The sequence below is a fragment of the Streptomyces sp. CNZ287 genome, from assembly GCF_007827615.1.
Map to the genome: position 1 here is coordinate 22,452 of NZ_VISV01000024.1, position 13,512 is coordinate 35,963.

The 13,512-nt window shown below is 74.6% G+C and carries 11 protein-coding genes and 1 pseudogene; 4 read left to right on the forward strand and 8 right to left on the reverse strand.

Going from position 1 to position 13,512, the window contains the following annotated elements; all coding sequences use genetic code 11:
- Window positions 1-174 precede the first annotated feature (174 nt).
- Both FB457_RS31265 and FB457_RS31270 read left to right on the forward strand, forming a co-directional pair.
- Window positions 175-882 (forward strand): chymotrypsin family serine protease, encoded by a 708-nt coding sequence (locus tag FB457_RS31265; protein ID WP_145784054.1) that lies wholly within the window; start codon window positions 175-177, stop codon window positions 880-882.
- 88 nt (window positions 883-970) lie between these two features.
- On the forward strand, window positions 971-1,456 hold the full coding sequence (locus FB457_RS31270; protein ID WP_253911436.1) for a hypothetical protein: 486 nt from the start codon (window positions 971-973) through the stop codon (window positions 1,454-1,456).
- Window positions 1,457-1,555: 99 nt separating this feature from the next.
- Here FB457_RS31270 and FB457_RS31275 read toward each other — a convergent pair whose 3' ends face one another.
- A complete protein-coding gene (locus FB457_RS31275; protein ID WP_047018229.1) occupies window positions 1,556-2,290 on the reverse strand; it encodes a GAF and ANTAR domain-containing protein in 735 nt (244 codons plus the stop codon).
- Window positions 2,291-2,735: 445 nt separating this feature from the next.
- On the opposite strand from FB457_RS31275, the gene FB457_RS31280 reads away from it, so the two are divergent.
- A complete protein-coding gene (locus tag FB457_RS31280; RefSeq protein WP_047018230.1) occupies window positions 2,736-3,380 on the forward strand; it encodes a LysE family translocator in 645 nt (214 codons plus the stop codon).
- A 33-nt stretch (window positions 3,381-3,413) separates the two neighbouring features.
- Here the strand turns inward: FB457_RS31280 and FB457_RS31285 are convergent, their stop codons facing one another.
- The 4 genes from FB457_RS31285 to FB457_RS31300 form a co-directional block, all read right to left on the reverse strand.
- On the reverse strand, window positions 3,414-4,484 hold the full coding sequence (locus FB457_RS31285) for a hypothetical protein (protein WP_047018231.1): 1,071 nt from the start codon (window positions 4,482-4,484) through the stop codon (window positions 3,414-3,416).
- A gap of 139 nt (window positions 4,485-4,623) precedes the next feature.
- Window positions 4,624-5,646 carry a hemolysin family protein gene (locus tag FB457_RS31290; RefSeq protein ID WP_047018232.1) on the reverse strand — a complete coding sequence of 341 codons (1,023 nt, stop codon included), beginning with the start codon at window positions 5,644-5,646 and terminating at the stop codon, window positions 4,624-4,626.
- Window positions 5,643-7,022 (reverse strand): hemolysin family protein, encoded by a 1,380-nt coding sequence (locus FB457_RS31295; RefSeq protein ID WP_047018233.1) that lies wholly within the window; start codon window positions 7,020-7,022, stop codon window positions 5,643-5,645. The genes FB457_RS31290 and FB457_RS31295 overlap by 4 nt, the downstream gene beginning before the upstream one ends.
- Before the next feature lie 222 nt (window positions 7,023-7,244).
- Entirely contained in the window at window positions 7,245-8,192 is a 948-nt protein-coding gene (locus tag FB457_RS31300) for a LysR family transcriptional regulator (protein WP_047018234.1), read from the reverse strand.
- Window positions 8,193-8,393: 201 nt separating this feature from the next.
- On the opposite strand from FB457_RS31300, the gene FB457_RS31305 reads away from it, so the two are divergent.
- Window positions 8,394-9,023: a snapalysin family zinc-dependent metalloprotease gene (locus tag FB457_RS31305; RefSeq protein WP_047018235.1), complete on the forward strand. Its 630-nt coding sequence runs from the start codon at window positions 8,394-8,396 to the stop codon at window positions 9,021-9,023.
- Between the two features lie 196 nt (window positions 9,024-9,219).
- Here FB457_RS31305 and FB457_RS31310 read toward each other — a convergent pair.
- From FB457_RS31310 to FB457_RS31320, 3 genes and pseudogenes are all read right to left on the reverse strand, one after another.
- A pseudogene (locus tag FB457_RS31310) lies at window positions 9,220-9,775 on the reverse strand (chitinase); the annotation flags it as partial.
- 17 nt (window positions 9,776-9,792) lie between these two features.
- Window positions 9,793-11,121: a DUF2252 domain-containing protein gene (locus tag FB457_RS31315; RefSeq protein WP_047018237.1), complete on the reverse strand. Its 1,329-nt coding sequence runs from the start codon at window positions 11,119-11,121 to the stop codon at window positions 9,793-9,795.
- Between the two features lie 182 nt (window positions 11,122-11,303).
- Complete coding sequence (locus FB457_RS31320) at window positions 11,304-13,184, reverse strand: sugar-binding protein (RefSeq protein WP_047018238.1); 1,881 nt, start codon at window positions 13,182-13,184, stop codon at window positions 11,304-11,306.
- Window positions 13,185-13,512 lie beyond the last annotated feature (328 nt).

Sequence of the window (13,512 nt, forward strand, 5' to 3'; positions counted from 1 at the left end):
ATGCGGCGCGGGCTTCCGCGCCGCATCGGCTCTCACCCCCCACGCCACGGCTCGCCGAGGCGGGACCAGCATGCCCCGGGTGATACGCACCCGGGTAGGGCCGAACGGCTCTGCTGTACGGGGCAGTCGGCCCTGCGCGACAATGCGTTCGCCGACCCCACGACGGGAGGATCCGTGAACTTACGTCGCGCTCCGCTCACCCCGCACACCGTCCCCCTGAGGCTCACCCCGGCGGCGGCCGTCCTGGCCGCCGTGCTCCTCGCCGTGCTCACCGCCCTTGCCCCGCCCGCCGCCGGGGCGCAGGACCAGGCCGTCCGCGGCGGCGACGTGCTCTACAGCAGCACCGGGCCGTCCTGCCCGGTCGGCTTCAACGCGGGCCGCGGCGGGGAGCGTTACGCCCTGATGCAGGGCCGCTGCGCAGCCGCCGCGGGGCCGGTCTGGTACGCCGACGCCGCCAGGACGGTGGAGGTCGGCAGGACCGAGGCGGTGAACTTCCCCGGCGGCGACTTCGCCCTGATCCGTTACACCAACCCGGACTTCGGCTATCCCAGCGAGGTGTCGGCCGGAATCGGCGTGATCGGGATCACCGGCGCCGCCCAGCCCTCCGTCGGGCGGCAGGTCTGCCACGCCGGCCGGACCACCGGGGTGCACTGCGGCACGGTCGTCTCGGTCAACGACACCGTCAGCTACCCCGAGGGCACGGTCTCCGGCCTCTTCCGCTCCCACGTCTGCGTCGAGCCGGGCGACGGCGCCGGGCCCGCCTGGTCCGGCGGCACCGCGCTCGGTCTCATCGTGTCCGGCGGCTCGTGCACCTCCGGCGGGGCGACGTTCTACCAGCCGGTGGTCCCCGCGCTCCAGGCGTACGGGCTCACCCTGCCCTGAGCCGGGGGGCGGGCGCCCGCGCCCCGAGCCGGGGCGAACGGCCGCCGCGCGGCGGGGCGTTGTCAGTGGGCTCGGATAGAACTGATGTATGAATGCTACGGATGCCCGACGCCAGCACTACGCCTTCGCCCACGCCGTGCTCCGCGACCTCGCCCTGACCGCACCGGAGCGCCTGCTCGCCGCCGCGCTCGACGGCTCGCTCGACGCCGAGCTGCGGGCGCTGTGGCGGCAGGCGGGGGCGGGGCTGCCCCCTGGGGAGCAGTCGGACGACCGGCCCGTGGGCCGGCTCGTCCGGCACGACTCCGTCCTCGTCACGCTGCCGCCCGCGGTGGCGCCGCCGGAGGCGCACTTCGTGCTGGTGACGGCGCCGCCGGGGGCGCCGGTGCGCTATGCCACGCTGGAGGCGTCGCCCGGCCCCGCGGGGCGGCCCGCGGCGATGCTGTGCATGTGGGCGATGACGGCGGAAGGCCCGGCGCACGCGAGCACGCTGCAGTTCCTGCCGCCGCGCGAGGACCGGTTCCTGGACGCCGCGATGGAACTGCCCAGCGTGCCCCCCACGTTCGCCCTGTCCTGACCGGCCGCCCACCCCGCCGCCCGCCGGCCGCGCGCGCCGGTCACGCGCGCCCCTGCGCGCGTGCCGACCGACCGGAACCGGCCGTCCCACGGGCCGGATTCAGCCGTCCCGCGGCGCCGGGTCGAGCCCTTCCTCGACCACCTCGCGGGCCACCTCGGCCAGCGGCCTGCGGCTGTTGCGGGCGTGCCCGCGCAGCAGGCGGAACGCCTCGTCGACGGCGATGCTCCGGCGCTGGGCGAGCGCGCCCTTGGCCTGCTCGATGACGATGCGGGAGTTGAGCGCGGTCTGCAACTGCGCCGCGACCGCCGTCTGCCCGGCCAGCGCGCGCTGCTGGAGGATGCCGAGGGCGGCCACGCCGGCGAGCGCCTGGCCCAGCCGCAGTTGCGCGGCGTGCAGGGTGCCGGGCCGGTCCCGGTAGAGATTGAGTGCGCCGACCGTCGTGCCCCGCGCCTGCATCGGTGCGGAGGCGACGAGGGCGAAGCCCATCTCCAGCGCCCGGCCGGTGAAGCGGGGCCAGTCCGCGCGGGCCCGCGCGTGCGCGAGGGGGACGGCGGGCATGGGTCTCGCGGTGCGGAAGCAGTCCACGGCGGGGCCCTCGCCCCACTCCGCCTCCGCCTCCTCCAGAGCGTGCGCGCGCTCGTCGGAGGCCGACGCGGTGAACGCGCCACCGTCGTCGGCGGCGAGGACGACGCCCGCGGCGCTGACGTCGACCAGCTCGGCGCAGTGCAGCGCCAGCCTGCGCGCGTGCTGCTCGACGTCGAAATCGCTGTCGAGGGTGTCGGCCAGGTCCGCGAACGCGGCGGCCAGACCTTCCTCTCGCGACTCCTCGGGCATGGGGTCGTCACCTCGTTTCACGGCTCCTGTGCCGGCCGGATGTGCGGCCGGACGTGCCGCCGGAGGTCACGCGCGACCCGCTGCCCGCATCCGGGTACGTGGGGCTGAACTCGGGAGTGCTTCCCGGTCGGGCGTGGGCGCGCACCGGGGACCTGCTCCCAGTGAGGGGCGGTTCGCTCGTGCTCCGGCGACGGCCCACCGGGGTCCGGGGTGGTCGTGGCAGACCACATTAGACGGCTGGGGCACGGGGGGCGAAGCTACCCCGCGGAGGCGGGCGTTCAGCGGGCGTTCCGCGGTCGTACGGGACCGCGGATGGCATATGCCGCGGCGGTTCGGGCGCCTCCCGGCCGCCGCGTACGAGGGGCGGGCGACGCTCCCGCGACGGGCCGTCCCGCCATCCGGAATTCGGTCGCCCTCCCGGCGGCGCGGTGCGAGTATCGCCGCCATGGTCGACCTGTCCCTCCTCGCCGCCTTCGTCGTGGCGATCTTCGTGCTCTCCATCACCCCGGGCCCCGACATGATGTTCATCGTGGCCATGGGCGGGCGCGGCGGCTCCGGCATGGGCGTGATGGCCGCGGCCGGCGTGGCCTGCGGCATGCTCGTGCACGCCTGCGCCGCCGCCCTCGGGCTCTCCGCCCTCTTCGGCGCGCTGCCGGTGCTCTACCACGTGCTCCGCTGGCTCGGCGCCGCCTACCTCCTCTACCTCGCGATCCGCGCCTTCCGGGACCGTTCCGTCCCCGGCGACGAGGACGACGCGGCGGCCGACGGCAGGCGCGGCGGGCCGCGGCCGCGCCGCGCGTTCTGGCAGGGAATGATCACCAACCTGCTGAACCCCAAGGTCATCATGTTCAACATCGCGTTCCTGCCGCAGTTCGTGGACCCCGGCCGCGGCCATCTGCCGCTGCAGTTGCTCCTCCTCGGCATCACCGGCGTCGTCGTCGGTTTCTGCGTCGACGGCTCGGTCGGCCTGCTCTCCGGCCGGCTGTCGCGGGCGCTGCGCCGCAGCCGCCGGCTGGCGCGCGGGCTCAACATCTTCAGCGGCACGGTCTTCGCGGGCCTGGCCGTACGGCTGGCGGCCACACCCCGCTGAGCCCGCACCCGGGAGCCCCGGGCCCGGGCGCCGTCACGCCGGGGCGAGGCCCGCCCGGGGCGCGGGTTCGGGGCCCAGCAGCGCCCAGCTCCGCGCGTCGCCCCACGCCGAGTCCGGGGCGACGTACGGGCGCAGCAGCTCGTCGAGTTCGGGGTCGGCGAGGCCGGCCAGCGCGTCGGAGGCCCGCTTGCGGGCGATCCCCGCGAGGAAGTCGGCGAGCTGCACCCGCGGATCGGTCTCGGCGTCGACGAAGCGCAGCCCGCGCAGGTGCGCCCGGGGCGGCCGGCACACCTCGTACAGCCGCGCCACCCGCTCATCGGTGAACGCTGTCTGCCGGTCGTGCACGACGGTCACCGGCGCCCCGTCCCGCCCCCAGTACGCGACCGCGGCGGCCAGCGCCGGCAGCAGCGAGTCCAGCGCGGGCACGGTCCGCGGGTCTTCGAGGAGCGCGGCACGCAGCGCCTCGGTCCTCGGCCGCGCCTGCCGTACGAGCCCCAGCAGCCGCCCGGCCTCGCCCGGCGCCCCGGCGCGGTGCAGCTCGCCGGCCAGCCCGAAGAAGCCGTCCGCCGAGGTCTCCGCGCCCCGGCGGGTGTTGATCCACATCAGCTCGTTGAACGCGGCGAGGAACGCGCGCCAGCGCTCGCCGCCGTAGAGGCGCGGGCCCGCGCGGTACAGCTCGCCCGCGGGGCCGCGCGCATGCGCGCCGCGCAGCATCGCCGCCGCGTCCGCCGGGTCCGTCCCCGACACCAGCAGGTCCACGATCCGGGCGACGGCGAAGAACGACTTCTCCGTCAGGTGCACGCGGGCGCGGCCGGGGAGCGGCCCGCCGGGGCCGAGGAACCACAGCAGCGTGCCGCGGTGCTTCTCGCGCTGGAGGTGGTTCGCCTTGTAGACGGTGGCGGGGGAGCGGATGCGGTCCCGCAGCTCGCGGATGCACTCCGCCGCGTCCGCGGCCGGGACCGTCACACCGGCGTGGGCGAAGACGTCGGTGATGCCGCCGACGAGGTTCTCGCCTTCGTAGCCGGACTCGTCGCAGAAGAGCTCGACGCCGGGTGCCGGGGGTACGGGGGCGTCCGCGGGCGCGCCGGACGGCCGACCGTGCATGAGCCGCCTCCCGCCGTCGCCGAGAGCGCGACGGTACCGCGCCGGGTCCCGGCGCACGAGGGGTTTTCCCTCGCGGCGCCGCCGCCCGCCGGCCCGTACCCCCGGCGGGAGCCGGTGGCCGGGGCCGGCGGGCGGGCGCTCACGCCGCGGCCGGCGCGGGGCCCACCAGCTCCGACAGGACGTCCTCCATGGTGACGAAGCCCAGTACCCGCCCCTGGTCGCCGGTGACGGCCGCCAGATGGCTGTCGGCGGCGCGCAGCGCGGTGAGCGTGTCGTCCAGCGGGGTGTCGATGGCCACCCGCGTCATCGGGTGCAGCGCCGTACGCGGGAACGGCGCGTCCCGCTCCGTCACCCCGAGGGTGTCCTTGATGTGCAGGTAGCCCAGGAGCGCGCCGCCCCGGTCGGTGACCGGGAAGCGGGAGAAGCCCGCCTCGGCGGCCAGCCGCTCCAGGCGGGCCGGCGTGACGGTGTCCTCGACGGTCGTCATGGTGCCCGCGGGCACCAGGATCTCGCCGACCGGCCGGGTGCCCAGCTCCAGCGCGTCCCGCAGCCGCTCGCCGTCGGCCGGCTCCAGCAGCCCCGCCTGGCTGGCGTCGGTGACCATCCGGGCGAGCTGGTCGTCGGTGAAGACCGCGGCCACCTCGTCCCTCGGCTCCACCCGCAGCAGCTTCAGCAGCCCGTTCGCGAAGGCGTTGATGCCGAAGACCACCGGGCGCAGCGCCCGGGTGACCGCGACCAGCGGCGGGCCCAGCAGCAGCACCGTGGGCACGGGGGCGGCCAGCGCGATGTTCTTCGGGACCATCTCGCCGACGAGCATGTGCAGGTACGTCGCCACGGTCAGCGCGATCACGAACGCGATCGGGTGCACCGCGGCGGACGGCACGTGCGCCGCCTCGAAGCCGGGCTCCAGCAGGTGCGCGATGGCCGGTTCCGCGACCGCGCCCAGCACCAGCGAGGAGACGGTGATGCCGAGCTGGGCCGTGGCCATCATCGCGGAGAGGTGTTCGAGGCCGTAGAGCGTGATGCGGGCGCGCTTGTGCCCGCGGCGGGCCTGCGGCTCGATCTGGCTGCGCCGTACGGAGATCATCGCGAACTCCGCGCCGACGAAGAAGGCGTTCGTGACCAGCGTCAGGGCGCCGATCCACAGTTGCAGCGCGGTCACCGGCGCACCTCCTCGGCGGGCCGGCGCTGGTCGGGCGCGGCGGTCGGGCGCGGCGGCGCGGCGCGGGCCGCGGACTCGGCGGGTGCGGTGATCCGGACCCGGTCGGCGCGGTGGTGCTCGACGGCCAGGACGTCCAGCCGCCAGCCGGCGAGGTGCACCGCGTCGCCCTTGGCGGGGATGCGGGCCAGCAGCGTGGCGATCAGCCCCGCGACCGTCTCGTACGGGCCTTCGGGGGCCTCCAGGCCCAGCTCCGCGAGCTGGTCCAGGCGGACGCTGCCGTCCGCGTCCCAGGTGGGCCTGGAGTCCGCGCCGACGCCCGCCGGCTGCAGGTCGGGCAGCTCGACCGGGTCGTGCTCGTCGCGGACCTCGCCGACGACCTCCTCCACGATGTCCTCCATCGTGGCCACGCCCGCGGTGCCGCCGTACTCGTCGATGACCACGGCCATCGTGCGCCGCTCGCGCAACTGTTCCAGCAGCCGGTCGGCGGGCAGCGTCTCGGGCACCAGCAGCGGCTCGGTGGCCAGCTCGGTGACCGGCGTCGCGGCCCGGGTGCGGGGTTCGAGCGCGAGGACGTCGCGGATGTGCACCGTGCCGACGACCTCGTCCAGGCTGTGGGCGTAGACGGGGAAGCGGGACAGTCCGGTGGCGTGCGCGAGGTTCGCGGCGTCGAGGGCGGTGGCGCCGGACTCCAGCGCCTTGACGTCGACGCGGGGCGTCATGACGTTCTCCGCGGTCAGCTCGTGGAGGTGCAGGGTGCGGACGAACAGCTCGGCGGAGTCCGGCTCCAGCGCGCCGCCCTCGGCGGAGTGCCGGGCCAGCGAGACCAGCTCGTCGGGGGTACGGGCCGAGGCCAGCTCCTCGGCGGGCTCCAGCCCCACGCGGCGCACGACGCGGTTCGCGGTGCTGTTCAGATGGCGGATGAACGGGCCGAAGGCGGCCGTGAAGCCGCGCTGCGGCCCGGCCACGGTCTTCGCCACGGCCAGCGGCCGGGCGATCGCCCAGTTCTTCGGCACCAGCTCGCCGATCACCATGAGGACCACCGTGGACAGGGCCACGCCCAGCAGCGTCGCGACCGGCGCGGCCGTGCCGCCCAGGCCCGTCGCCGCCAGCGGGCCGCGCAGCAGCGTGGCCAGCGAGGGCTCGGCCAGCATGCCGATGACCAGCGAGGTCACGGTGATGCCGAGCTGGGCGCCGGAGAGCTGGAAGGTGAGCCGGCGGACGGCCTTCAGGGCGCCTTCCGCGCCCCGCTCGCCCGCGGCGGCGGCCCGCTCCAGGTCGCCGCGCTCGACGGTGGTGAGGGAGAACTCGGCCGCCACGAAGATGGCGCAGGCCAGGGTGAGCGCCAGGGCGGCGAGCAGCAGAAGGATCTCGGTCACCGTGCCACCCCCGCCCCGTCGCTCGTTCTCCGGCGGGCTGTGGCACGGCTGGTACTGGGAGGTTCGCCCATTGCGGGACCGCTGCTCCTTCGTCATCGTCGGCGGGGCGCCGGGGGTGTCTCCTGTCGAGTGTCCCCGACACCAGGGTAAAGGGATAGTAAACCGGCTTCCGCGCCCGTGGCCAGGCGCGGAAGCCGGCGCCCGGGGCGCGCGGGCGGGGCGTCAGGTGAGCAGCAGCGGGTTGTCGTTCCGGTGCAGCCAGCGCAGATACGTCTCGGTGGATCTGGCCGCCTCGCGGTAGGCGTCCTCCAGCGCGGTGTAGACGGCGTGGAACTCGCCGTCGGTGGTCGACGCCGCCCGGGCGGCGAGCAGCAGCCGCACGGTCAGCGGGTCGCCTCGCAGCGGCCTGATCGCCATGCCGGGGCGCGGCGTCGAGGTGGGCTGGCACGGGGTGACGGCGACCCCGGCCCGTACCAGGTCGGCGCCCGTCAGGTAGTCGCCCTGGATGACCCGCAGCTCGAGACCGGCGCTGGCGAACATCCGGCGGATGCCGTGCCACTCGCCGTCCACGTGCGGGTCGACGACCCACGGGTGCCCGCAGAGGTCGGCGAGCGCCACGTCCTCGCCCGCGGCCGCGGGGTGCGCCGCGGGCAGCGCGACGAACTGCGGCTCGCGCCAGAGCAGCGTGCGCTGGCCGACGCCGTCGGGTACGCGCAGCGGGCAGCCGGTGACCTCGTGCACGAACGCGACGTCGAGGTGGCCGTCGGCGACCATCCGCAGCAGCGAGTTCGGCGACGGGTCGACGCGGATGGAGACGTCCGTGTCCGGGAACCGTCCGTGCAGCCGGCAGAGCCAGCCGGCCACCGCCCGGTTCGCGGTGCTGCCCAGCCGCAGCCGGGGCCCGCTCTCCAGCGCGCGGGCCTCCTCGCGCGCCTCGCTGACCAGGGTGGACATCTCGGCGATGATCGGCCGCGCGCGGGCGGTCACGGAGCGGCCGAGCGGGGTCGGGCGGCAGCCCGAGCGGTCGCGGACGAACAGCGGGCCGCCCACGGCCCGTTCGATGCGGTTCAGCTGCGCCGTCAGGGCGGGCTGGGAGACTCCGAGCCACCTGGCCGCCCCGTGCACACTTCCGGCGTCGGAGATCGCGCACAGCGCGCGCAGATGCCTCAACTCCAGCTCCACGCGGGGAGCATAGCCGCAATCTTTTGTCAGGGGCACTACACCTATGCGCCGTTCCGCCCCGCCGGCGGGCACCGCCGGAGGGTGGGATCGCACGCCGCTATCACCGGATGAGATCTGCCCCCGGCCGCCTCTTCGCCCGCAGACTCCTCACCGACCGACCGACCAATCGTTCGTGAGGAGAAACCCCCCATGAAGCTCTCCGGAAGACTGGTCTCCACCGCCTTGGGCCTCGGCCTGGCGCTCACCGGCCTGGCCGCCTCCCCGGCACCCGCGGCCGACCACCACGACCGGCAGACGACGCAGGCCACCGCCTCCGCGGCGTACGTCGGGCAGGACAAGGAACAGCAGAAGGAGAACCGGGCCTTCTTCGAGATGATCCGGGAGAAGGCGCGCGAGAAGCAGGCGGCGGAACCCGGCTACCAGGCCATCACCATCACGTACAACGACGCCGGCGCGCCCAACTACCAGGGCGACATAGCCCAGAGCACCCAGATCTGGAACAACGCCACCAACAACATCACGCTCGCCGAGACCTCCGGCTCCGGTGACTTCACCTACCGCCAGGGCAACGACCCGCGCGGCAGCCACGCCGTGACCGACGGCCGCGGCCACGGCTACGTCTTCCTGGACCTGCGCCAGACGCAGCAGTACTACTCGCTGCGCGTCGTCACCCACGAGACCGGCCACATCCTCGGCCTGCCCGACAACTACAGCGGCCCGTGCAGCGAACTGATGTCCGGCGGCGGCCCCGGCACCTCCTGCCGCAACGCCTACCCGAATGCGGACGAAGCCGCCCGCGTGGACCGCAACTTCGGCTGAGCCGGACCCGGTTCCGGGCCCTGCCCGGAGCCGGCCGCCGGCCGGGCCCGGTCCCGGCCCCACACGGGACCGGCGGGCCGCCGCCCGCGGGCCGAGTGCCCGGCGGCCCGACCGCGCCCGCCCCGCGAAACCGCGGGGCGGGCGCGGCGCGCGTCCGGCCGCCCGGGGCCGGCGCACGTCCCGGGCCACGGGCCTCCTACGGCCAGTAGGCGTCGAAGTTCCGGGAGAACTCCCAGTTGTTGTACCGGTCCCAGTTGATCGACCAGGTCATCAGCCCGCATGCCGGGCCAGGTGCCGTGGGTCTTGTACGAGCCGCAGTTGCTGCCCTTCGTCAGGCAGTCCAGCGTCTTGTTCACCTCGGCGGTCGGCACGTGCCCGTTGCCCGCCTGGGTGCTGGCCGGCATCCCGATGGCTACCTGGTCCGGGCGGAGCGCGGGGAAGAACCGCTCGGCGTTGCCCGCGACCGGGAAGCCGGTGAGCAGCATGTCCGTCATCGCGATGTGGAAGTCGGCGCCGCCCATGGTGTGGTACTGGTTGTCCAGGCCCATGATCGGGCCGGAGTTGTAGTCCTGGACGTGCAGCAGCGTCAGCGAGTCGCGCAGCGCGTGGATCACCGGCAGGTACGCGCCGCAGCGCGGGTCCTGGCCGCCCCACTGCCCGGTGCCGTAGAACTGGTAGCCCATCTGCACGAAGAACGTCTCCGGCGCCATGGTGAGCACGAAGCGCTCGCCGTACTTCGCCTTGAGCGTCCGTGGAGGAGGGGCCTCCCTCAGAGGCCGGAGATCCGGCCGTTGCGGAAGAGGTCGACGAAGATCTGGTGGTCCGCCCGCGCCCGTGCCCCGTAGTCGTGCGCGAAGTCGACCAGCATCTCCGTGAACCCGTCGGCGTCCGCCGAGATCGCCCCGTCGATCGCCTGCTCCGTCGAGAACGGCACCAGCGAGTGCCCGCTCTCCGCCACGTCCGCCGCCGCGTGCATGGTGGCGGTGGCCCGGCCCAGGTCGCCCACGACGGCCGCGGCCTGCTCCGGGTCGTCGATGTCCGACCAGTCCAGGTCCACCGCGTACGGCGACACCTCCGCGACCAGCTGCCCCGCCCCGTCCAGCTCGGTCCAGCCCAGCCACGGGTCGGAGGCGGCCTGCAGCGCGCGCTGCGAGATGACCGTGCGGTGGCCCTCGTGATGGAAGTAGCCGCGGATCGCCGGGTCGGTGACGTGCCGCGCGACCGCCGGGGTCTGGCCGCGCTTCATGTAGATGACGATGTCGTTCTCCAGGGCGTCGCTGTGCCCTTCGAGGAGGATGTTGTACGACGGCAGCCCCGCGCTGCCGATCCCGATGCCCCTGCGGCCCACCACGTCCTTCACCCGGTACGCGTCCGGACGGCGCTCCCGGCCGCCGGAGGGCAGCGTCTCCAGATAGCCCTCGAACGCGTCGAGTACCCGGGCGCGGGTGGCCGCGTCCAGCTCGATGGCGCCGCCGCCGGAGGTGAAACGGCGCTCGAAGTCCCGCACCTCCGTCATCGACTCCAGCAGCCCGAAGCGGGTGTGCGCGCGGGCGGTGCGCAGCGCGCCGAGGAGCGGCCCGGTGGCGGTGTCGAGGGTGAAGGGCGGCACCTCGTCGTCCTTGGCCCCGGCGGCGAGGGCGCGGATGCGCTCGCGGTAGGCGTCGGCGTAGGCGCGGACGAGGCCGGTGATCTGCCCGTCGCTGAGCGCCTTGGTGTAGCCGATGAGCGCCAGGGAGCCGGCGAGTCGCTTGACGTCCCAGGTGAACGGGCCGACGAACGCCTCGTCGAAGTCGTTGACATTGAAGACGAGCCGGCCGTTGGCGTCCATGTACGTGCCGAAGTTCTCGGCGTGCAGATCACCGTGGATCCAGACCCGGCTCGTCTGCTCGGTGAGGAACGGATCGCCGCGCTCGCCGGCCTCCAGGTCGTGGTAGTAGAGGGCGGCGGTCCCGCGGTAGAAGGCGAACGCCGAGGCCGCCATCTTGCGGAACTTCAGCCGGAAGGCGGCGGGATCGGCCGCGAGCAGCTCGCCGAATGCGGAGTCGAAGACGGCGAGTATCTCCTCGCCGCGCTGAGCGTCCCTGGTGTCCGTGACCATGCGGCTCACGATACCGGCGGGGGACCTCCACGACCGGGGCGCACGGGGCGCCCGGGGAGCGCGGTCCGCGCCCCGCCGGGGCGGGCGGGGCGCGGAGCGTACGCCCGGCGGGCGCGCGTTCGGGGCGCGCGCCCGCCGGGTGCTTCGGCGGGCCGGAACCCGCCGTGGCGTGCCCTGCCGCGTCAGCCGCGGGGGCGCGGGCCGACCGCGAGCGGGACGCCCGTGCGCTGCGACTGCGCCACCGACGCCGGCGAGTCCTCGCTGCGTGCCGCGTCCTTCGGGATCTCCGGCTCGGCCGGCTCCGTGGGCCGGTCCGCCGGCGGGGTGTAGCCCTCCAGCGTCGCGGTGCCCCAGACGTACGGGTCGGCCTGGGCGCTGCCGAACGGCGACCACGCCAGCCGGGTCTGACCCGTCTTGTCCTCGGTGTCCGAGTCGTACACCAGGACGTTGAGCGTGAACTTCTCCGGGTCCGCCGCGGCCGGCAGGTCGGCCAGCGCGATCTTCGCCTCGATCGTGTAGCCCTGGTACGGGTCCGAGACCAGCGAGACCACCCGCATGCCGGGCGCCGTGGTGGCCGCCGGGCCCTGCCGGTTGTCGCCGTCGCGCTCGGCCGCCGCACCGCCGCCGTTCGCGGTGTACGGGAAGATGCCCGTCTTGAACGTGGTCGAGGTGTCGTCTGCCGTGCCGCGCGGGTCGAGGGTGATCTCGACCGCGTCCGTACGCCAGTGGCGCTTGGCGTCGCTCTCTTCGAGCGCGGTGCCCCTGCGGTCGTCGGTGACCTTGACGAACACGTACAGGTCGTCCCCGTGCCGCGACAGCTTCGCCGTGGCCGAGACGTCCTCCGCGCCGGTCTTCTCGCCCTGCCAGTGCACCAGCGGCAGTTCGGGGCCCGGGTACTCGCCGGGGCGCTCCACACCGTCGAGTACGGGGGCAGTGGCGACCTCGGGGATCGTCGTGGCGGGCGCCTCGGGGTAGTCCGGCTGCGCGTCGTTGGCCAGCCAGGGCAGGCCGACGCGCTCCGTCCAGTCGCGGAACTCCGCGTACACCGGGCGCAGTTCGTTCTGGGGCCGCACCTTCGACTTCACGGCCTTGCCGTTCGCCGCCAGCACCGTGAACCAGTCCGAGCCGAGCTGCTCGGGGTCGGTCGGCATCTGCGCCGGCCTCGCGGCCCAGCCCTGCGTGACGTACTTGCGGGCGGCGTCCCGCTCCACCTGCGCCCAGCTCGTGCCGTGCTCCTCGCTGCGCACGCCGGAAAAGACGCCGAAGACCGGCAGCCCGCTGGCGCGGTCCGTCCGCCGCTGCTTCGGGGCGTCCGGGCCGAGCAGGCTGCCGAAGCCGTAGTTCTGCGCGAGCAGCAGCCGCGCCCGGTGCGGGCGGTAGCCCTCCTGGGTGATCTGCGAGCGGAACGCGCGCGGGTCGCCGGCGAGGAAGAACGCCTCGATCGCCAGCCGCGCGGACAACTGGTGGCCGCCGTGCTGGTTGAAGGGGCGCGGGTCCATCGTCACGACCGTGTCGGGCGTGGTGGCGCGGATCAGCCGGACGATGCGCTCCAGCGTGTCGTCCGCGTCCCAGATCGCGGCCGTCAGCGGGCCGGACAGCGTGTACCAGAAGTCCGGCTTGTCCAGGTAATAGACGTTGTCGATGCCGGCGAAGCCGACCGCCTCGCGCTCCTCGTCCTCCCGGATCAGCCCGAGCGGCGGACCCTCCTCCGGGCCGACCGCGTTGCCGCCGCCCTCGCCGCGGGTGACGGTGAGCACGCCGGTGCTCAGCCCGTGCTGCTCCCGCCACTGCCCGAAGGTCGAGAGGTTGCCTGCCTCGTCGTCCGGGTGCGCGCCGACGAAGAGCACGTCGTTGTGGGCGCGGTCCCGCCGGCCGCCCGGCGCCCGGCGCGGGCGCGGCACGCTCCACTCGTCCGCCCACGCGGACGGCGCGGTCGCGCCCAGCGCCGTACCGACGATGCCGGACACCAGCGCGGCCGAGACGACCCGCCTGCTCGGCCCCGACCCATCCCCGTCCTGCGCCCGAACGGGCTCCGTTCTGTCCCCCTGCGCCGAGTTCGTCACCGATGGCCTCCCCTTGACGTACGTGGTGAGTCCCGCTTGATGAGGCTCACAACCGCCCTTTCTAAGCCAGACCGGGAGCCGGGGCAAGGGGTTTGTCAGGACATCTTGTCAACTGGATGTCAGGGGACTCCTCCCCACGCGTCCCGCGGCATTCCCAACTGCCCGCGCGGGAACGGGAGTACGAGACACATCGCACCGTGTGGGGCAGAGTGCGGATCGTCTGCACCGATGCCGGGGCGTCATGCCCGGGCCTCATCGCGAGGAAGCCGTGACCGCCACGGGCGCGTCGGCCGCAAGCGGCAGTCGCGCGCGGCCGGACGGGTAGCGG

Bases quoted from the DNA above. Each gene is read 5' to 3' on its own strand.
- FB457_RS31270 (WP_253911436.1), top strand. From the start codon at position 971: ATGAATGCTACGGATGCCCGACGCCAGCACTACGCCTTCGCCCACGCC.
- FB457_RS31275 (WP_047018229.1), bottom strand. From the start codon at position 2,290: ATGCCCGAGGAGTCGCGAGAGGAAGGTCTGGCCGCCGCGTTCGCGGAC.
- FB457_RS31280 (WP_047018230.1), top strand. From the start codon at position 2,736: ATGGTCGACCTGTCCCTCCTCGCCGCCTTCGTCGTGGCGATCTTCGTG.
- FB457_RS31285 (WP_047018231.1), bottom strand. From the start codon at position 4,484: ATGCACGGTCGGCCGTCCGGCGCGCCCGCGGACGCCCCCGTACCCCCG.
- FB457_RS31305 (WP_047018235.1), top strand. From the start codon at position 8,394: ATGAAGCTCTCCGGAAGACTGGTCTCCACCGCCTTGGGCCTCGGCCTG.
- FB457_RS31315 (WP_047018237.1), bottom strand. From the start codon at position 11,121: ATGGTCACGGACACCAGGGACGCTCAGCGCGGCGAGGAGATACTCGCC.